The sequence below is a fragment of the Kitasatospora viridis genome, assembly GCF_007829815.1.
Classification (GTDB): Bacteria; Actinomycetota; Actinomycetes; order Streptomycetales; family Streptomycetaceae; genus Kitasatospora; species Kitasatospora viridis.
This window is the reverse complement of record NZ_VIWT01000001.1, coordinates 2,497,005-2,515,716: the sequence shown is the minus strand read 5'-3', so window position 1 is coordinate 2,515,716 and position 18,712 is coordinate 2,497,005. Positions and strand designations below refer to the sequence as shown.

The 18,712-nt window shown below is 74.2% G+C and carries 14 protein-coding genes; 8 read left to right on the top strand and 6 right to left on the bottom strand.

Annotated elements, in window-relative coordinates; all coding sequences use genetic code 11:
- Window positions 1-51: 51 nt before the first annotated feature.
- Window positions 52-819: an SDR family oxidoreductase gene (locus FHX73_RS11060; protein WP_145904849.1), complete on the top strand. Its 768-nt coding sequence runs from the start codon at window positions 52-54 to the stop codon at window positions 817-819.
- Window positions 820-1,000: 181 nt separating this feature from the next.
- Here the strand turns inward: FHX73_RS11060 and serC are convergent, their stop codons facing one another.
- Both serC and FHX73_RS11050 read right to left on the bottom strand, forming a co-directional pair.
- Window positions 1,001-2,122 (bottom strand): phosphoserine transaminase, encoded by a 1,122-nt coding sequence (gene serC / locus FHX73_RS11055; RefSeq protein ID WP_145904848.1) that lies wholly within the window; start codon window positions 2,120-2,122, stop codon window positions 1,001-1,003.
- A gap of 112 nt (window positions 2,123-2,234) precedes the next feature.
- On the bottom strand, window positions 2,235-3,335 hold the full coding sequence (locus tag FHX73_RS11050) for a citrate synthase 2 (RefSeq protein ID WP_145904847.1): 1,101 nt from the start codon (window positions 3,333-3,335) through the stop codon (window positions 2,235-2,237).
- A 386-nt stretch (window positions 3,336-3,721) separates the two neighbouring features.
- On the opposite strand from FHX73_RS11050, the gene pdxH reads away from it, so the two are divergent.
- From pdxH to fxsT, 6 genes are all read left to right on the top strand, one after another.
- A complete protein-coding gene (gene pdxH / locus FHX73_RS11045; RefSeq protein WP_145908202.1) occupies window positions 3,722-4,345 on the top strand; it encodes a pyridoxamine 5'-phosphate oxidase in 624 nt (207 codons plus the stop codon).
- Between the two features lie 300 nt (window positions 4,346-4,645).
- Entirely contained in the window at window positions 4,646-4,837 is a 192-nt protein-coding gene (gene fxsA, locus FHX73_RS11040; RefSeq protein ID WP_145904846.1) for an FxSxx-COOH cyclophane-containing RiPP peptide, read from the top strand.
- Between the two features lie 43 nt (window positions 4,838-4,880).
- Complete coding sequence (locus tag FHX73_RS11035) at window positions 4,881-7,265, top strand: FxsB family cyclophane-forming radical SAM/SPASM peptide maturase (protein WP_246213461.1); 2,385 nt, start codon at window positions 4,881-4,883, stop codon at window positions 7,263-7,265.
- Complete coding sequence (locus tag FHX73_RS11030) at window positions 7,265-8,077, top strand: AAC(3) family N-acetyltransferase (protein ID WP_145904844.1); 813 nt, start codon at window positions 7,265-7,267, stop codon at window positions 8,075-8,077. Before FHX73_RS11035 ends, FHX73_RS11030 begins: the two co-directional genes overlap by 1 nt.
- 158 nt (window positions 8,078-8,235) lie before the next feature.
- Entirely contained in the window at window positions 8,236-9,567 is a 1,332-nt protein-coding gene (locus FHX73_RS11025; RefSeq protein WP_145904843.1) for a TIR-like protein FxsC, read from the top strand.
- Window positions 9,560-13,654 (top strand): FxSxx-COOH system tetratricopeptide repeat protein, encoded by a 4,095-nt coding sequence (fxsT, locus tag FHX73_RS11020; protein ID WP_145904842.1) that lies wholly within the window; start codon window positions 9,560-9,562, stop codon window positions 13,652-13,654. The genes FHX73_RS11025 and fxsT overlap by 8 nt, the downstream gene beginning before the upstream one ends.
- A 7-nt stretch (window positions 13,655-13,661) precedes the next feature.
- Here fxsT and FHX73_RS11015 read toward each other — a convergent pair whose 3' ends face one another.
- The 3 genes from FHX73_RS11015 to FHX73_RS11005 all read right to left on the bottom strand — a co-directional run bounded on the left by FHX73_RS11015 (window position 13,662) and on the right by FHX73_RS11005 (window position 16,392).
- Window positions 13,662-14,519: an alpha/beta fold hydrolase gene (locus FHX73_RS11015; protein ID WP_145904841.1), complete on the bottom strand. Its 858-nt coding sequence runs from the start codon at window positions 14,517-14,519 to the stop codon at window positions 13,662-13,664.
- Between the two features lie 52 nt (window positions 14,520-14,571).
- Window positions 14,572-15,531 carry a DUF4231 domain-containing protein gene (locus FHX73_RS11010; RefSeq protein ID WP_145904840.1) on the bottom strand — a complete coding sequence of 320 codons (960 nt, stop codon included), beginning with the start codon at window positions 15,529-15,531 and terminating at the stop codon, window positions 14,572-14,574.
- Window positions 15,532-15,642: 111 nt separating this feature from the next.
- Window positions 15,643-16,392: a sugar isomerase domain-containing protein gene (locus tag FHX73_RS11005; protein ID WP_145904839.1), complete on the bottom strand. Its 750-nt coding sequence runs from the start codon at window positions 16,390-16,392 to the stop codon at window positions 15,643-15,645.
- A gap of 174 nt (window positions 16,393-16,566) precedes the next feature.
- Between FHX73_RS11005 and FHX73_RS11000 the strand changes: the two genes are divergently transcribed.
- Window positions 16,567-17,259, top strand: coding sequence for an iron-dependent transcriptional repressor DtxR (locus FHX73_RS11000; protein WP_145904838.1), 693 nt, complete (start codon window positions 16,567-16,569; stop codon window positions 17,257-17,259).
- 415 nt (window positions 17,260-17,674) lie between these two features.
- On the opposite strand, the gene FHX73_RS10995 is transcribed toward FHX73_RS11000, so the two are convergent.
- Window positions 17,675-18,334, bottom strand: coding sequence for a bifunctional DNA primase/polymerase (locus tag FHX73_RS10995; RefSeq protein ID WP_145904837.1), 660 nt, complete (start codon window positions 18,332-18,334; stop codon window positions 17,675-17,677).
- Window positions 18,335-18,712 lie beyond the last annotated feature (378 nt).

Here is an 18,712-nt window from a genome sequence, read left to right as displayed (position 1 = left end):
GATACTGTGCTACGGTCTTTGCTTAGTGACCGCTAAAGAAAGGTGGGGGCCATGGACCGGCTCACCGGCAGGACCGCGCTCGTCACGGGTGGCAGCCGCGGGATCGGCAAGGGGATCGCGCTGCGACTGGCCGCGGAGGGGGCGCTGGTCGCCGTGCACTACGGCGGCAACGACCAGGCGGCCAAGGAGACGGTGGCCGAGATCGAGGCGGCCGGCGGGCAGGCCTTCGCGGTGCGCGCCGAGCTCGGCGTGCCGGGCGACGCGGCCGCGCTCTGGGCCGCCTTCGACGCGGCGCTGGCCGCGCGGGGCGCCGAGCCGGGGCTGGACATCCTGGTGAACAACGCCGGGATCACCGCGTTCGGGCACACCGGCGAGGTGGCCGAGGCGGACTACGACCGGGTCTTCGCGGTGAACGTGAAGGCGCCGTTCTTCCTGGTGCAGCAGGGGCTGGAACGGCTGCGCGACGGCGGCCGGATCGTCAACGTCTCCTCGGGGGTGACCAGGATCGCCTTCCCGGTGATCACCGCCTACTCGATGACCAAGGGCGCGCTGGACACCTTCACCCGGACCCTGGCCCAGCAGCTCGGCGGGCGCGGGATCACGGTCAACGCGGTGGCCCCCGGCATGGTGCTGACCGACATGAACCCGCAGTTGGCCGATCCCGACGAGCGGGCCGCGGCGGGCCGGCTGTCGGTCTTCGACCGGGTCGCGGAGCCGGCCGACATCGCCGACGTGGTGGCCTTCCTGGCCTCCGCGGACGGCCGCTGGGTGACCGGCCAGGTGCTGGACGCCACCGGGGGCTCCTTCCTGGGCATGTGAGCCCAGCGGGTACCCTCGGGGACCGTGGATCCCAAGACCCGTACCCGCATCGTCTCCGGAGCCCTGGGCCTGGTCCTGGTGGCCGTGCTGATCGGCGCCCTGCTCGGGAAGTGACGGACGACGGACGAGGGGCCGCCGCTCGGTGCGCGAGCGGCGGCCCCTCGTCGGGTGGTGCCGTGGGTCAGAGCTGGTCGACCACGTAGTCGATGCAGGCGGTGAGGGCCTGGACGTCGGCCGGGTCGACCGCCGGGAACATCGCGATCCGCAGCTGGTTGCGGCCGAGCTTGCGGTACGGCTCGGTGTCCACGATGCCGTTGGCCCGCAGCGCCTTGGCGATCGCGGCGGCGTCGATCCCGTCCTGGAAGTCGATGGTGCCGACCACCTGGGAGCGCATCGACGGCTCGGCGACGAACGGCTGCGCGAACTCCGCCTTCTCCGCCCAGCCGTAGAGGTGGGCCGAGGATTCAGCCGTACGGGCGACGGCCCAGTCGAGCCCGCCGTTGCCGTTCAGCCAGTCGAGCTGGTCGGCCAGCAGGAACAGGGTGGAGATCGACGGGGTGTTGTACGTCTGGTCCTTCGAGGAGTTGTCGATCGCGGTCGGCAGGTCGAAGAACGGCGGGACGTAGCGGCCCGAACCGGCGATCTCGGCGGCCCGCTCCAGCGCGGCCGGCGAGAAGGTGGCCAACCACAGCCCGCCCTCGGCGGCGAAGGACTTCTGCGGCGCGAAGTAGTAGACGTCGGTCTCGGCGATGTCCACCGGCAGGCCGCCGGCGCCCGAGGTGGCGTCCACCAGGACCAGCGAGCCGTCGCCCGCGGTGCCCGCGGGGCGGCGGATCGGCATCGCCACACCGGTGGAGGTCTCGTTGTGGGTCAGCGCGTAGACGTCCACGCCGGCCTCGGCGACCGGCAGCGGGTGGCTGCCGACCTCGCTCTTGACCACGGTCGGGTCGTCCAGCCACGGCACGGCCTTGACCGAGGAGGCGAACTTGGAGGAGAACTCGCCGAAGCTCAGGTGCTGCGACTTCTGCCGCACCAGGCCGAGGGCGGCGATGTCCCAGAACGCGGTGGAGCCGCCGTTGCCGAGCACCACCTGGTAGCCCTCGGGCAGCGAGAAGAGGCTGGACACGCCCTCGCGCACGCGCTTCACCAGGTCCTTGACCGGGGCCTGGCGGTGCGAGGTGCCGAGCAGCGAGGTACCGGTGGCGGCGAGGGCACTGAGGGCCTCGGGGCGCACCTTGGACGGCCCGCAGCCGAATCGGCCGTCGGCGGGCTTGAGGTCAGCGGGGATCTGAATCTGGGCCACGGGCCGCAGCCTAGTGGTACGCGCCGCGTGTGTCCGCCCGTTGTCCGGCCGCTGAGATGTGATCTTCGGCGACTGGACAACGGGCGTCACGGGGTGCACACCTGTCGCAGCGTCAGTGTGCGATCGACTCGAAGCCCTCGACCTCGCGCGGGCTGCGCGGGCCGGGACCGATGTAGCGGGCGGCCGGGCGGACCAGGCGGCCGGTGCGCTTCTGCTCCAGGATGTGGGCCGACCAGCCGGCGGTGCGGGCGCAGGTGAACATCGAGGTGAACATGTGCGCGGGGACCTCGGCGAAGTCCAGCATGATCGCGGCCCAGAACTCCACGTTGGTGGCCAGCACCCGGTCGGGGCGGCGGTTGTGCAGCTCCTCCAGCGCGGCCTTCTCCAGCGCCTCGGCGATCTCGAAGCGCGGGGCGCCGAGCTCCTTGGCGGTGCGGCGCAGCACGCGGGCGCGCGGGTCCTCGGCGCGGTAGACGCGGTGGCCGAAGCCCATCAGGCGCTCGCCCTTGTCCAGGGCGTTCTTGACGTAGGCGGTGGCGTCGCCGGTGCGCTCGATCTCCTCGATCATGTGCAGCACGCGGGAGGGGGCACCGCCGTGCAGCGGGCCGGACATCGCGCCGACCGCGCCGGACAGGGCGGCGGCGACGTCGGCGCCGGTGGAGGCGATCACCCGGGCGGTGAAGGTGGAGGCGTTCATGCCGTGCTCGGCGGCCGAGGTCCAGTAGGCGTCGATCGCCTTGACGTGCTTGGGGTCGGGCTCGCCGCGCCAGCGGATCATGAACCGCTCGACCACGGTCTCGGCCTTGTCGATCTCGCTCTGCGGGACCATCGGCAGGCCCTGGCCGCGGGCCGACTGGGCCACGTAGGAGAGGGCCATCACGGCGGCCCGGGCCAGGTCGTCGCGGGCCTGCTCGGCGGAGATGTCGAGCAGCGGCTTGAGGCCCCAGACCGGCGCGAGCATGGCGAGCGCGGACTGCACGTCGACCCGGATGTCGCCGGAGTGCACCGGGATCGGGAACGGCTCGGCGGCCGGCAGGCCGGGGTTGAACTTGCCGTCCACCAGCAGGCCCCAGACGTGCCCGAAGGACACGTGGCCCACGAGCTCGTCGATGTCCACGCCGCGGTAGCGCAGCGCGCCGCCCTCGCGGTCCGGCTCGGCGATCTCGCTCTCGAAGGCGACGACTCCCTCAAGGCCGGGTACGAAATCGGACATCACGCGGCTCCTCAGTGACGTGACGGGCCGGGCCGCCGAGGTGGGGCGGCACGGCCGGTGACCGTTGGGTGTTTGGCACTCGGTGCCAGAGTGACAGGCACTGGGTGCATTGCGCCATACACCACTGCGGTGATGTTTCCCGTGGGCCCGCCGTGCCGCTCGTCGCGCCCGGTGGGAACCGGGGATCTTCCGGTGCGAACCGGCCGTTACCGGACATCGTCCTGGTCTGCCGGGCGGCCCGGCGGTGGCGAGCCACCATATCTCTTGATGTCGAGATTCCATAGGCGGAGCACGGTGCGCCGCTTGTCGTACGGGATGATGTTGGCGTGCAGATCCCGGACAGCGCCCAGCACGCGCCGCAGACCTCCGTCCCCAATCTCGCCCGGATGCGCCGTCAGTACGAGGAGGAGGGGCTGGCCGAATCCGACCTCGCCGCCGACCCGGTGACCCAGTTCAGCCGCTGGTTCGCCCAGGCCGAGCGGGCCGGCCTCGACGAGCCCAACGCGATGGTGCTCTCCACCGCCGACGCGGCCGGCCGGCCGAGCTCGCGCACCGTGCTGCTGAAGGGGTACGACCGGCGCGGCTTCGTCTTCTTCACCAACTACGGCTCCCGCAAGGGCACCGAACTGGCCGCGAACCCGCACGCCGCGCTGCTCTTCCCCTGGCACCCGATCCAGCGTCAGGTGACCGTCACCGGGCGGGTCGAGCGCACCGGCCGGGACGAGACCGCCGCCTACTTCCGGATCCGCCCGCACGGCTCCCAGCTCGGCGCCTGGGCCAGCGAGCAGTCCAGCCCGGTCGCCTCGCGCGAGGTGCTGGAGCGGCGCTTCGCCGAGCTGGAGTCCCGCTACCCGGAGGGCGAGGGCGTGCCGGTGCCGCCGTTCTGGGGCGGCTTCCGGGTGGTCCCGCAGGCCGTCGAGTTCTGGCAGGGGCGCCCCAACCGGCTGCACGACCGGCTCCGCTACACCGCCGGCCCCGGCGGCTGGACGGTCGAGCGGCTCTGCCCCTGACGCGGGGTCGGCTGAGTGCCCGTCAGCGGGCGCACCGTCAGTAGACGCGACGCGCCCGGAGTTCCCGGCGCCTACGCGATTCGGAGTAGCCCTACCGGGTGGTCTTCGCTAGTCGGATCAGGCCAGGTCCGCGGCCCCGCCGCAGGTCGGCGCAGCTCGCGGCCACCGGGCTGCCCCGGAGCCGCGACGGCGGGCCCGGGGGCGGGCGGCGAGCGGCATGCTATGGCGCGCCGGGCGGGCTACCTTTACCCGCACCGGGTGCGGTTGAATCGCATCTCTCGCTGAAGAGGATCTGACGCTATGACCACTGTCCTGACTGTCGAGCCTGCCGCGGCGTCTGACCGGGAGGGCGGCCCGCAGGCTGACACCCGGATCCCGCTGGACCAGCTGGCCGCCCTGGGGGTCGCGGAGCTGACGGCCGCGCTGCACCGGGCGCTGCCGGGCGGCGAGTCCGGTCAGGTGGCGGTGGCCGCGTTCAACTCCTCGATCTGACGGCGGGATCCGAAGAACCGACCGGAGTCTGGTGGGCGGCCCCGTGCTCGTACCGTTCGCGCAGTTCGTGCTGAAGGTGCACAGTCGCTGCGACCTCGCCTGCGACCACTGCTACGTGTACGAGCACGCCGACACCAGCTGGCGCGGCCGCCCGAAAGCGGTCTCCACCGAGGTGCTCGACCAGGCGGCCCGCCGGATCGGCGAGCACGCGGAGGCCCACCGGCTGCCCGCGGTGCACGTGGTGCTGCACGGCGGGGAGCCGCTGCTGGCCGGCCCGGCGCTGCTGCGGCACGCGGCCCGGCGGCTGCGCGCCGAACTGCCCCCGGGCTGCGAACTGGACCTGCGGATCCACACCAACGCGGTCCGGCTGAACGAACGTTTCCTCGAACTCTTCCTGGCCGAGCGGATCAAGGTCGGCGTCTCGCTGGACGGCGACCGGGCGGCCAACGACCGGCACCGCCGGTTCGCCGACGGCCGCAGCAGCCACCCGCAGGTGCTGGCCGCCGTCGAACTGCTGCGCGCCCCCCGCTACCGCGAGCTGTACGCGGGGCTGCTCTGCACGATCGACGTGGCGAACGACCCGGTGGCGGTGCTCGACGCGCTGCTCGAACTCGACCCGCCGCACCTCGACTTCCTGCTCCCGCACGCCACCTGGGACGCCCCGCCGCCCCGGCTCGGCCGGGACACCCCCTACGCGGACTGGCTGCTGACGGTCCACCAGCGCTGGCTGGAGCTCGGCCGGCCGGTGCCGGTGCGCAGCTTCGACTCGATCCGGCGCACCCTGCTCGGCCTGTCCAGCCTCACCGAGTCGCTCGGGCTCGACCCGGCCGACCTGGTGGTGATCGAGACCGACGGGAGTTTCGAACAGGCCGACAGCCTCAAAACGGCCTTCGACGGTGCCCCCGCGACCGGTTTCGACATCTTCGCGAACAGCCTGGACGAAGTGGCCCGGCACCCTGGCATGATGGCCCGTCAGTCCGGCCTGGCCGGGCTCAGCGCGCAGTGCCGGGCCTGCCCCGTGGTGCGCAGCTGCGGCGGCGGCCTGTACGCGCACCGCTGGCGCACCCCCGAGCGGCGGGGGGACGCCGGCTTCGACAACCCTTCCGTCTTCTGCGGAGACCTCATGCGGCTGATCACCACCATCCGGGACCGGGTCGCCCCCGCCCTGCCGCCCGGCGTGCGGCCCGGCACCGGCCCGACCGGGGAGCAGCTCGACCAGCTCGCCCGGGGCTACGGCGACGCGGCGACCGTGCGCGCGCTGGCCGCCGGCCAACTGGACCTGACCCGCCGGCTGCTGGCCGCCGTCGGCCCGGCCGACGCCCGGGCCTGGCAGCTGCTCACCCTGCTCGACGCCGAGGCCCCGCAGGCCGTGGACGCCGTGCTCGCCCACCCGTACGTGCGGGCCTGGGCGGTAAGCCGGCTGCGCGGCGGGCCGGGCGCCGAGGAGAGCGCGCCGCTGGCCGAGATCGCCGCCGCCGCCTCGCTGCGGGCCGGCCGGCGCGAGGAGCTCCCGGTGCCGGTGCGCGGCGGCGCGGTGCACCTGCCCACGCTGGGCCGGCTGCTGGTCGGCGGCAGCGGCGAGGCGGTGCTGCGCGGCGGGCCGGCCTCCTTCGCGGTGCGGGCACCGGGCGGGGCGCGCTTCGAGGTGGCGCACGACCAGCCGGGCGACGAGCGCTGGCTGCCGGTGCGCCGGGTGGAGCTGCCCGGCGGCTGGACCGTGGCGCTGGAGGACCTGGACCCGCACCGGGACAGCCACCAGTGGCCGGCCGAGCAGCGGCTCACCGCGGGCGCGCTGGCCGACTGGACCGGCGCGCTGCGCGAGGCCTGGGAGCTGACCCGGCGCGACCTGCCGCAGTACGCGGACGGCATCGCGGCCGGCCTGAGCACCATCACCCCGCTGCGGCCCGGCCCGAACGGACGGGACGTCAGCGCCGCCGCCCGGCAGGCCTTCGGCGCGGTCGGGATCGCCCGGCCGGCCACCGCCCCGGCCCTGGCGCTGCTGCTGGTGCACGAGTTCCAGCACGTCAAGCTCGGCGCGGTGCTGGACTTCCACGACCTGTTCGACCGCGGTGACCGGCGGCTCTTCGAGGCCCCCTGGCGGGAGGACCCGCGCCCGCTGGAGGGGCTGTTCCAGGGCTGCTACGCGCACCTGGCCGTGGTCGAGCACTGGGCCGGCCGGGTGCGGGCCTACGACGGGCTGGCCGGGGAGGCAGCCGGGCACGCCAGGGAGCAGCTGGCCCGCTGGCACGGCCACACCGCCCGGGCCTGCGAGACCCTGCTCGGCTCCGGCGCGCTGACCCCGCTGGGGGAGCGGTTCGCCCGGGGGCTGGCGGAGTCGGTGGCGCGGGTGCCGGAGCTGGAGCCGGCGCCGGAGCGCCTGGTGCCGGAGCCGGAGCGGCGGCCGGCCGGCGCCGAGCAGCCGGTCTGATGGAGGGTTCGACGTCCCGCCTCACCGCCGAACTGCGCGACCTCGGCATCGGCCCCGCCACCGGCGTGCTGCTGGTGCACGGCGGGCTGCGCTCGCTGGCCCCGTGGGCCGGCGACGCGGCCGCCGTGCTCGCCGGGCTGCGCGCCGCGCTCGGCCCGGCGGGCACCCTGGTCGGCTACACCGCGACGCCGGAGAACTCGCTCACCTCCCGGCTGCACACCGAGGCGACCGCGGGCCTGGGCCCGGACGAACTCGCCGAGCACCTGGCCGCGATGCCGGCCTTCGACCCGGCGGCCACCCCCTGCTCGCCGACCGTCGGCCGGCTCTCCGAGGAGCTGCGCCGCACCCCGGGCGCGGTGCGCAGCGCCCACCCGCAGACCTCGTTCGCCGCGCTCGGGCCGCGCGCCGCCGAGCTGACCGCCGGGCACGAGCTCGGCTGCCACCTGGGCGAGCGCTCCCCGGTCGGCGCGCTCTACCGGGCCGGCGCCCAGGTGCTGATGCTGGGCGCGCCGCTGACCAGCTGCACGGTGCTGCACCTGGCCGAGTACCGGATGCCGGACCCGCCGCGGAAGCGCTACACCGCCCGGACGGCGGACCGCGGCTGGGTGCACTTCGACGGGGTGGACGTGGACGACCGGCACTTCGCGCGGATGCTGGCGGCGATCCTGCCGCTCGGCCTCGCCCGCACCGGCCGGGTCGGCGGCGCCGGCGCGGTGCTGCTGCCGGTGTGCGCCGCGGTGGACGCGGCCACCGACTGGCTGCGCATCGAACAGGCTTCCGGTGCGACGGAAGTGACGCGGGTTCGGACGTGAGGCCGGGCGGATGCGGGCAAACTCCTGACAGTTGACCGCGCTCTGACGCATGATCAGTGGTGCGGGCCGAGGCGGCGCTATTCCCTCCGGGAAGCCCGGCTTCCTACACTGAAGTCCTCCCCCCGGTGGGGAGGAGCGTCCGGGCCGGGGGAGGCTGAGTGAACGACGCTGAAGGCGGGCGGACGGCCTCGGCGAAACCGCACTTCTTCCTCTCCTACGCGCACATGCCCACCGTCGGCTCGCGCAACCCGAACCTGCGGGTCAGCCAGTTCTACGAGGACCTCTGCGAGGCCGTGCTGCAGCTGACCCCGCTGCCCACCGCCGACCCGGTCGGGTTCATGGACGAGACCATGCACCAGGGCGAGAACTGGGCGCTGAAGATCTCCGAGGCGCTGGCCACCTGCCGGGTCTTCGTGCCGCTCTACCACCCGCGGCTGTTCCGCTCCACGCCCTGCGGACAGGAGTGGTACACCTTCGCCCGGCGGGCCGCCAACGCCCCCGGCGGACCGGCCCACAACACCGCGATCGTGCCGGTGCTCTGGGTCGGCATGCGGGAGGGCGCGCTGCCGTCGGTGGCCGCCGAGGTGCAGTACAACCACTCCTCGATGCCGCGCGCCTACACCGAGGACGGGCTGTACGCGCTGATGGCGCAGCGGCACAACCAGGGCCTCTACGAGAAGGTGGTCTACAAGCTGGCCCGCCGGATCGTCGACGTGGCGCTGGAGACCGTCGTCCCGGTGGTCGAGCCGGTCGACTTCACCACCAACCCCTCGGCCTTCCCGAGCCGCTCGCCGGCCGACGAACTCACCATCGCCGTCCTGTCGTTCAAGGACACCGAGGTGCCCGGGCACCGCGACCCGGGCTGGTACGGCGCGCTGCGCACCGACTGGCAGCCGTACGTGCGCGGCGGCGACACCACATTGGCCGAGAAGGCCGCCCAGCTGGCCCGGCAGTGCGACCTCAACCCGACCGTGCACGAGTTCGACGCCCGGGCCGAGCTGCTGATGGAACTGGAGCAGCCGCAGGGCCCGGGCGTGGTGCTGCTGGACCGCTGGGTGTTGCAGGACCCGCACCGGGCGGCGCTGGTCGCCGAGTTCGCCCGGCGCAACCCGGCCTGGGTGACGGTGGTCGAGCCGTGGAACCGGGACGACCCGCAGTGCGCCGCCGAGGCCGACGCGCTGGCCGCGCTCAGCGACCGGGTGCTGCGCCGGCGCGGCGCGGCCGCCCGCCCGACCTTCCGGGCCGGTGCCGGCGACCGGACCGACGCCGAAGGGGTGCCCACCGCCACCGACTTCGGGCTGGCCTTCCAACACGCCGCGATCCGGGCGCAGAAGGCCTTCAAGGAGCGGGCGCTGCCGCGCCCGCCCGCCGCCGGGGAACCCCGGCCACGACTGACCGGCGCCTTCAACGAGCTGCCGCCGCGCGGCCGCCGGCCGTTCGCCAACGACCAGGACCGCGAGAGCGACCGAGGGGGAGAGCACGATGCCTGAGCCGTCCGACCGGGACCGCACCCGCAACCTACGGCTGGGCGGGCGGCTCCCGTCCTCCCCGCAACTGCCGGAGCCGTCCCCGCAACCGGCCCGTCCGGTGCTCGCCGACGACGCGGACCGGCAGGGCCGGATCATCACCTTCTACTCCTACAAGGGCGGCACCGGCCGGACCATGGCGCTGGCCAACACCGCCTGGATCCTGGCGGCCAACGGCTACCGGGTGCTGACCGTGGACTGGGACCTGGAGGCGCCGGGCCTGGCCAAGTTCTTCCACCCCTTCCTGGACGCGGCCGAACTCGCCGAGGCACCGGGCGTGATGACGCTGATCAACGACTACCGGGAGGAGGCGCTGCGGGAGACCGAGCTGTACGCGGACGCGCTGCTGGAGCCCGAGCGCTACCAGGAGGAGCTCCGCGGCATCGGCCACCACCCGGGCTGGCACCTGGACTTCGCCAAGGTGGCCGGGCACACCGTGCCGCTCTCCTGGGCCGGCTTCCCGCCCGGCGGCGGCATCGACTTCCTCTCCGCCGGCCGGCAGGACCGGGACTACTCCGGCACCCTGGGCGGCCTGGACTGGGACCTGTTCTACGAGCGGTTCGACGGCGGGCAGTTCTTCGACGCGCTGCGGGCCGACATGCGCCGGCGCTACGACTACGTGCTGATCGACAGCCGCACCGGCCTCTCCGACACCGCCGAGATCTGCACCGTGCAGATGCCCGACGACCTGGTGGTCTGCTTCACCCTGAGCGACCAGAGCATCGACGGCGCCTCGCGGATCGCCCAGCACATCAACGACCGCTACCGGGACCGCGGGATCCGGATCCTGCCGGTGCCGATGCGGATCGACGACTTCGAGAAGGAGAAGGCGGACGCCGGCCGGGCGCTCGCCCGGATCCGCTTCGACGGCCTGCCCTCCGGCCTGACGGGCGAACAACTGGTGCACTACTGGGGGTCGGTGGAGATCCCGTACCGGCCGTTCTACGCCTATGAGGAGATCCTCGCCACCTTCGGCGACCAGCCCGGCACCCCGACCAGCATGCTCTCCGCCTGCGAGCGGCTGACCGACGCGATCACCGGCGGCGAGGTCAGCACGCTGCCGGCGATGGACGAGGAGGTGCGCCAGCGCTACGTCGAGGCGTTCACCCGGCGCCGCCCCACCGTGCCCGCCGACATCTACCTCAGCTACGTGCCCGAGGACCGGATGTGGGCCGACTGGATCGAGTACGTGCTCGGCGCGGCCGGCTTCCGGGTGCTGCCCCGGGACGCCGACGCGGGCTCGGACACCCGGCTGGAGACCGAGCGCTCGGTGGACGCCGCCTTCCGCACCGTCGCCGTGCTCTCGCCCGCCTACCTGCGCTCGCCGCAGGCCCGCGCGCTCTGGGAGTCGGTGGCCGGCTCCGACCCGTCCGGCACCCGGCGCCAGCTGATCCCGGTCCGGGTCGGCTCCACCCCGCTGGCCGCGCCGTTCAGCAGCCGCAACCCGGTCGACCTGGTCAACCTCAAGGAGCCGCAGGCGCTGGCCGCGCTGGTCAAGGCGCTCGGCCGGGAGGAGCTGCCGACCATCGACCCGGCCGGCGGACCGCGGTTCCCCGGCACCCAGCCGGAGATCTGGAACGTGCCGCCGCGCAACACCTACTTCACCGGCCGGGCCGAGGTGCTGGAGCGGCTGCGCAACCAGCTCGGCGGCGGCACCACCGCGGTGCTGCCGGTGCCGCAGACCCTCTACGGCCTCGGCGGCGTCGGCAAGACCCAGGTGGCGCTGGAGTACGCGCACCGGTTCATGGCCGACTACGACCTGGTCTGGTGGATCACCGCCGAGCAGGAGGAGGAGATCCAGGGCCAACTGGCCGAGCTGGCCCGGCGGATGGGCCGCTCCACCAACGAGCCGGTGGCGCACGCGGCGGAGATCGCGCTGGAGACGCTGCGCCGCGGCGAGCGGGTCAAGCGCTGGCTGCTGATCTTCGACAACGCCGACGAGCCGGCCGAGATCCGCCGGTTCTTCCCCGGCGGCCCCGGCCACGTGCTGGTCACCTCGCGCAACCAGGCCTGGTCCACCGCGGCCGAGGCGCTCACCATGGACGTCTTCACCCGCCCGGAGAGCATCGACCACCTGAGCCGGCGCACCGGCGGCGCGCTCGGCCGGCCCGACGCCGACGCGGTGGCCGAGGCGGTCGGCGACCTGCCGCTGGCCGTCGAGGTGGCCGGCGCCTGGCTGAAGGCCACCGGCACCCCGGTCGCCGAGTACATCGAGGCGCTGCGCACCGAGGCCGCCCGGGTGCTGGAGCTGGAGCGCCCGGTGGACTACCCGATGACGGTCGGCGCCACCTGGCGGGTGTCGATCGCGCGGCTGCGCCGGCAGTCCCCGGCCGCCGCCCGGATGCTGCAGCTGTGCGCCTACTTCGCGCCCGAGCCGATCTCGATGAACCTGTTCTACAGCGACCAGATGATCCGGGCGCTGGTGCCCTACGACCCGGGGCTGAGCGACAAGTTCCTGCTGGGCCGGGTGATCCAGGCGATCGGCCGGTACGCGCTGGCCAAGGTGGACGCGGGCGCCAACAGCATCCAGGTGCACCGGCTGGTCCAGGAGGTGATCCGCTCCGAGATGACCCCGGCGGAGCAGATCGACACCATCCACGAGGTGCACCGGATCCTGATCGGCGCCCGCCCGGTGGTCGGCGACACCGACGACCCGGCCAACTGGCCCGCCTTCGAGGAGATCTGGCCGCACCTGTCGCCGTCCCGGGCGCACGACTGCGAGGAGGCGGACACCCGGCAGCTGATGATCGACCGGGTCCGCTACCTGTGGAAGCGCGGCGAGTACACCCAGGCCCGGCGCACCGGCCACCTGCTGGACGAGGCCTGGACCGCCAAGCTCGGCGAGGACGACCGGCAGACCCTGCTGCTGCGCTTCCAGCTCGCCAACGTGATGCGCTCGCAGGGCCAGTACGCGGCCGCGATGGAGCTCGACGAGGACACCCTGGAGCGGCAGCGCCGGGTGCTCGGCGAGCACCACCCGTACACCCTGATGACGGCCGGCTCGCTGAGCGCCGACCGCCGGGCGCTGGGCGAGTTCGCCAAGGCGCTGGAGCTGGACCGGGAGATCCTGGAGCGGTTCCGCGAGCAGTTCGGCGAGGACAACCCGCGCACCCTGTCGATCGCCAACAACCTCGCCATCGACCACCGGCTGGTCGGGGACAGCGCGGCCGCCCTGGAGCTGGACCAGGACACCCTGGACCGGCGCGCCCTGGTGCTCGGCCCGAAGCACCCCTACACCCTCTCCAGCAAGTCCAACCTCGCCCGCGACCTGCGCGAACAGGGCGACTACGAGGCATCGGTGACGGTCCACCAGGAGGTGGACGAGGCCTACGCCGAGACCCTGGACATCGACGTGCCGGAGATCCTGCGCAACGCCAAGGCGCTGGCCGTGGCGCTGCGCAAGGCCGGCCGGCAGGCGGAGGCCCGCCGGCTGACCAAGGAGACCTACGAGCGCTACCTGGAGCGGTACGGCCAGGACGCCCCCGACACGCTGGCCTGCGCGCTCAACCTGGCCGCCGACTACAGCGCCGGCGGGGACAAGGACGCGGCCCGCGACCTGGCCCGCCAGGTCTACGTCGGCCACCAGCAACTCTTCGGCCACGAGCACCCGTTCACGCTGGCCTGCGCCAACAACCTGATGATCTACCTGCGCGGCAGCGGCGGCCTGGCCGAGGCGGTCGAGCTGGGCCGGGCCACCGTGGCCACGCTCGGCCGGGTGCTCGGCCCGGAGCACCCGTTCACCCTGAACAGCATGATCAACCTGGCCAACGCCTACGGCGACCTCGGCCGGCTGGAGGAGGCCGAGGAGCTGGAGCGCACCGCCTACCAGGGGCTCTGCGACCGGTACAGCGCGCGGCACCCGGACGCCGTCGCCTGCCAGGCCAACATGGCCGTCACGCTGCGCTCCCAGGGCCGGGTGAACCAGGCGGCCGAGCTGCGCTCCCGGGCGGTCGCGGAGTTCATCCGCCAGCTCGGCGAGGAGCACCCCAACACCGTCTCGGCCCGGGGCTGGAAGCGGATCAACCGCGACCTGGAGCCGCAGCCGGTCTGACCGGCGCTCAGCCGGGTGCTCCCGCCGCCCACTTGACGGCGGCGGTGAGCACCCGGAACGAGCCGAAGTGGGCCACCCCCGGCTCCAGGAAGAGCGTGGCGTCGGGGATCTGCGCGGCCAGCCAGCGGGAGTGGTCGACCGGGGAGAACATGTCCTCGGCGCCGTGCCACAGCCAGGTGGCCGCGGTGATGTCCTGCACCTTGAAGCCCCACTCGGTGGTGAAGGCCAGCACGTCGTCGATCCAGCCGTCGGCGTTCTGCCGGAACGCCTCGCGGTAGTTGCGGGCCAGCATCCGGCGGATCCCGGCGTCCGAGACCACCGAGGCGTCGCTGCCGGAGAGCTCCTGGCGCAGCCCCGCCAGCAGGGTGGCCGGATCGTCCCGGATCCGCCGGGCCCGCTGCGCCATGGTGGCGGCGATCCGCAGGTGGTCGCGCTCGGCGGCCCGGTAGTCGCGGATGTTGGACGCGGTCATCCCGGCGAACCAGTCCAGCCCCTCGGCGTCGTGCGGGGCCAGCGCCACCAGGGCCGCCACCCGGTGCACCCGGCCGGGCAGCAGCGCCCCGCAGGCCAGCGCGTGCGGCGCGCCGCCGGAGCGGCCGACCACGGCGAACCGCTCCAGGCCCAGCTCGTCGGCGATCGCCTGCACGTCGGCGGCGGCCGAGGCGACCTGCCGGCCGCGCTGCCGGTCCGAACCGCCGTAGCCGGGCCGGTCGAAGGAGATCAGGTGGACCCCCAGGTGGTAGAGCACGGTCGGGCGCGGGGTCGGTCCGACCCGGCTGCCCGGGGTGCCGTGCAGCAGGAAGACCGGCCGCCCGGCGGGATCGCCGAAACTCTGCACGGCCAGGGTCCGACCATCTGCGGCCATGACAAGTCGAGGCTGCACGAGAGTTCCTCCAGAGGCGGTCGGCGGTCGGCGGTCAGTGATCGGGGCGGAGCTCGCGCCGGGCCTGCCAGGTGGTGTGCTCGCGGGAGACCGCGTCCTCCGCGTCCCGGGCCAGCCGGGCCCACAGCTCCTCCGCGCCGGCCGCGCCCGGGTCCAGCCGGCCGAGCTGCTCGGTGACCTGGTCCAGCTCGCCGGCGGCCAGCCGGTAGGCGGCGGCCAGCGGGCGGTACTGGCGCAGCTGCGCCCAGGCGGTCACCGCGGCGGCCAGCGTGGCCACCGGCCCGAGCGCGTCCACCGGCAGCGCGCCGAGCGCCCGGCACACCGCCAGTGCCAGGCCGAGCAACGGCAGCGCGACGCCGAGCAGTTCGGTCGCCCGCCCGGCCCGGCCGCAGTAGGCCGCCTTGGCCCGGTACCAGTCGCGCTGCGCCGCCACCCGCTCGCGCAGGTAGACGGCCCGCCGCACGGCCAGCGGCTGCTCGCGCAGCTCGCGCATGGCGGTGGTGACGGCGGCCGGCCCGGCCGCCCCGGCCGCACCGGCGGGCAGCGCGGCGCCGGGTCCGCCGGCGCCGTCGCCGAACCCCGCCAGCAGGCCGTCCAGTTGCCGCCGGTAGGCGCCTTCGGCGTCCTGGGTCGGCTGTTGCCGTTGCTGCGGCGGTGGCTGATAGGCGTCGGCCCGCACCGCGTACTTCCAGGCCAGGGTCTTCACCGACTCGGCGGCGGCCCGCCCCTCGTACCAGAGCGCCTGCGGCTGCCGCCTGCCCAGCCGCGCGGCCAGGCCGGCCGCGCCCAGGCAGGCGGCGGCGGCGAGCCAGTCGGCCGACCGGCGGCCGACCGCGCCGGCGGCCGCCGCGGTGATCAGCAGCACCAACTGCCAGCGGGCCAGCGTGACGGCCAGGCGCTGGCCGAGCGCGGAGGCGGAGTCGGCCAGCCGGAACAGCTCCGGGAGCAGCTCCTCCTCCCGGACCCGGTCGGTCGGTCCTGAGCCGGCAGCCATCCCGTCCCCCCCGGTGTCCGCGTGGTCGTCCGCTGCACGAAGTATGGGCGGTGGCCGGGCCCGGGCACAGGGTGAGTACGCGCCTTTTCGGACGGGACCAGAACCGCTCGCTCAGAAGGAGTAGTAGATGCGGTCCGCGTGTTCGGCCATCAGCTTGGCGTTCCAGTCGGTGCCGCCGTCCACGTTCCCGGAGCGGAACAGCGGGGGAGTGATGCCGCGGTCGGCCAGCTTGCCGACCGCGCTCGCCACCACGGCCTGCATCAGCGCGCTGGTGACGACGGTGGAGACCGAGCCGAAGCCGGTCGGCACGGCCGGGTGGGTCAGCTCGTGGTCGCCGACCGCGATCTTGCTGTCCAGCACCACGTCGCAGTGGTCCTTGAGGTAGCTGCCGGACGGGTGCCGGGAGCTCACCTTGCCCGGGTAGTCCAGCGAGGTCACCCCGACCACCCGCAGGCCGCGCTCGCGGGCGTGCGCGGCCAGCTCCACCGGCATCACCTGGCGGCCGGAGAGCGAGATCACGAAGAGCAGGTCGCCCGCGGTCGCCGGGGTGAGGTCCAGGGTCGCGGTGGCCAGCCCGGAGACCCGCTCCAGCGCGCTGCCCAGCTGAGCGGGCATCACGTTGACCCCGGTCATCCCCGGCACGTTCAGCAGGTTGACCACCGCCAGGCCGCCGGCCCGGTAGACCACGTCCTGGGCGGCCAGCGAGGAGTGCCCGGCGCCGAAGGCGAAGATCCGCCGGCCGTCGGCCACCGCGTCCGCGAGCAGCACCGCGGCCCGGTCGATGGACCCGGCCTCCTCTTCCGCGACCCGCTTGAGGTGGGCCGCGGCGGCCTCGAAGTACTGTCCGACCAGGTCGTTCATCGCGTTCTTCCCTCTAGGCCAGTGGAGAAAGCTACGGCGAGCACCGTGGTGCCTGTGCGGCCCCGCTGTCAACAGGGACGAAACCGTCGGGGAAGCGGTACGCGGCGGACCCGGTTGTCCGATCGGTACGTCAGAATTGACGGTGAGGACCCCGATGGAACGGAGCCGGCGGCGATGTCTGGGCTGATCGATACCACTGAGATGTACCTTCGCACCATTCTGGAGCTGGAGGAGGAGGGCATCGTCCCCATGCGCGCCCGGATCGCCGAGCGGCTGGAGCAGAGCGGTCCGACGGTCAGCCAGACGGTCGGGCGGATGGAGCGCGACGGCCTGCTCCAAGTCGCGGGCGACCGGCACCTGGAGCTCACCGAGGACGGCCGCCGGCTGGCGGTGCGGGTGATGCGCAAGCACCGGATCGCCGAGTGCCTGCTGGTCGACGTGATCGGCCTGGAGTGGGAGCAGGTGCACGAGGAGGCCTGCCGCTGGGAGCACGTGATGAGCGAGGAGGTCGAGCGCAAGGTGCTCAGCATGCTCGGCCACCCGACCCAGTCGCCCTACGGCAACCCGATCCCGGGCCTGGACGAGCTCGGTGACATGAAGGCCGAGGGCGAGGGCTTCGACGCCGCCCTGGTTCCGCTGGACGCGCTGCGGCCCGGCGACGGCGGGGCCGACGTGGTGGTGCGCCGGATCGGCGAGCCGATCCAGACCGACGAGGAGCTGATGCGCACGCTGCGCCGGGCCGGCATCCGGCCGGGGGCGACGGTGCGGGTGGCGCCGGCCGGCGGCGGGGTGCTGGTGGGCACCGGGGCGGACGCGGCCGAGCTGGGCAAGGACATCGCGCAGCACGTCTTCGTGGCGCACGCGTAGTCGTGGTCGCGGCGCCGCGGCGCGCGCGTGGTCGCGCCGGCGCCTGACCGGGGATGCCGTTCGGGCCCGGCACGTCCCCGCGTGCCAGGCCCGAACGCCCCCGCTCCCTCCCGATTCCCCCTCCGCCGCCGCCCGGCTTCCCCGTCCGGGCGTCCCCTTCGGCGCTCCCCCGGTCCTTGGTGAGATCCGCGGTGAGATCCGCCCCTTTCGTCTCGGTTTGGGCTTTTCGCGTCTCGCGGTGATTCATCCCCCGGGCAACCCGGGGCAACCCTGTCGCGCTGTCACTCGTCCGAGCGGCTTGCCGGGCCGGTGACCGGGTAGACCCGTCCTTCGGCCCGCCTCGGGAAGCACCGTGGCGGGCCCGGGAGTTCCGGGCCCGCCACGGGGCCTGACGGTCCGTCCGGACGGCGGCGCGTCAGCGCGCCGCCGGTGCCGCGGGCGCCGCGACGGGCTGCGCCGGTCGGGGCGCGGGGGCCTCCCGGCCGCAGGCGTAGGCCAGCGGGTTGATCAGCTCCGTCGCGTCCGGCAGCCAGCGGTTCAGCGCGGACGGCGGCCGGGCCCACTGGGCGAAGCCGTAGGGGCCGATCCGGGACGGCGGCGCCACGATGTAGTCGCCCTCGCCGCGCCCGGCCAGGTCCAGCCGGCCGGGGGCCCAGCCGAGCCGGCGCAGCAGCTCCGGCAGCTTGACCAGGGTGCCGGGGAGCACCAGGAAGAGCAGCCGGCGGCCGCGCTGCCCGGGCGGGGCGGGCGCCTCCAGCACCGGGCCGAGCTGGAGCTCCATCCGCTCCATCCGGGCCAGCGCCAGGCAGCCGGCCCGCTCCGGCACGTCGAGCGCGTCGAACGAGCGGCCGGTGGGCAGCAGGATCGAGGCCTGCGGCTGCTCGGTCCACCAGCGGCGGACCACGCCCGGGCCGGCGCTGGCCCGCTGCTGCCAGTCCGGACCCAGCGGGTGGGCGCCCGGGACGGGGCAGCCGGGCGCCCCGCAGGAGCAGCGCGGCGGACCCTCGCCGTCCACCAGGTGGGTGCCGGGCACGACCTCCCAGTGGCGCTCCTCCGCGTACCTGACCGCCTCCATCAGCAGCGGGGGGATCGGTTTGCCGTCACTGCCCGTCGGTGGGGCTCCTGGGGTCTCTTCCACGTGCTGCTCAACTACCGGGGGTGGGGCGGGTTACGGGCCGACTCCCGGCGCGGTCGCCGCGCTGTGGAATGTCACTCGAAACGGTGATCGCGAGGAGTCGGGGCCGGGCCGGCGGTGGGTGGCGCGCCCTGGCGCGGAACATGGCGCCCGGGAGGCGTCCGGCCTGCGCGCAGTGGGCGTGCGGCGGTCCGGGCGGGGGTGGGCGCAGCGGGGGCGCACAGGAGCATTTTCCCGGGCGCGCATGGGGAACAGGTCCTGCGCATGGGTATCCCGATGGTGTCGTTGATCGCTAACCTGGCCTCAAGTTCCTTCACT

Bases quoted from the DNA above. Each gene is read 5' to 3' on its own strand.
- FHX73_RS11060 (WP_145904849.1), top strand. From the start codon at position 52: ATGGACCGGCTCACCGGCAGGACCGCGCTCGTCACGGGTGGCAGCCGC.
- FHX73_RS11050 (WP_145904847.1), bottom strand. From the start codon at position 3,335: ATGTCCGATTTCGTACCCGGCCTTGAGGGAGTCGTCGCCTTCGAGAGC.
- pdxH (WP_145908202.1), top strand. From the start codon at position 3,722: ATGCGCCGTCAGTACGAGGAGGAGGGGCTGGCCGAATCCGACCTCGCC.
- fxsA (WP_145904846.1), top strand. From the start codon at position 4,646: ATGACCACTGTCCTGACTGTCGAGCCTGCCGCGGCGTCTGACCGGGAG.
- FHX73_RS11030 (WP_145904844.1), top strand. From the start codon at position 7,265: ATGGAGGGTTCGACGTCCCGCCTCACCGCCGAACTGCGCGACCTCGGC.
- fxsT (WP_145904842.1), top strand. From the start codon at position 9,560: ATGCCTGAGCCGTCCGACCGGGACCGCACCCGCAACCTACGGCTGGGC.
- FHX73_RS11015 (WP_145904841.1), bottom strand. From the start codon at position 14,519: ATGGCCGCAGATGGTCGGACCCTGGCCGTGCAGAGTTTCGGCGATCCC.
- FHX73_RS11010 (WP_145904840.1), bottom strand. From the start codon at position 15,531: ATGGCTGCCGGCTCAGGACCGACCGACCGGGTCCGGGAGGAGGAGCTG.
- FHX73_RS11005 (WP_145904839.1), bottom strand. From the start codon at position 16,392: ATGAACGACCTGGTCGGACAGTACTTCGAGGCCGCCGCGGCCCACCTC.
- FHX73_RS11000 (WP_145904838.1), top strand. From the start codon at position 16,567: ATGTCTGGGCTGATCGATACCACTGAGATGTACCTTCGCACCATTCTG.
- FHX73_RS10995 (WP_145904837.1), bottom strand. From the start codon at position 18,334: ATGGAGGCGGTCAGGTACGCGGAGGAGCGCCACTGGGAGGTCGTGCCC.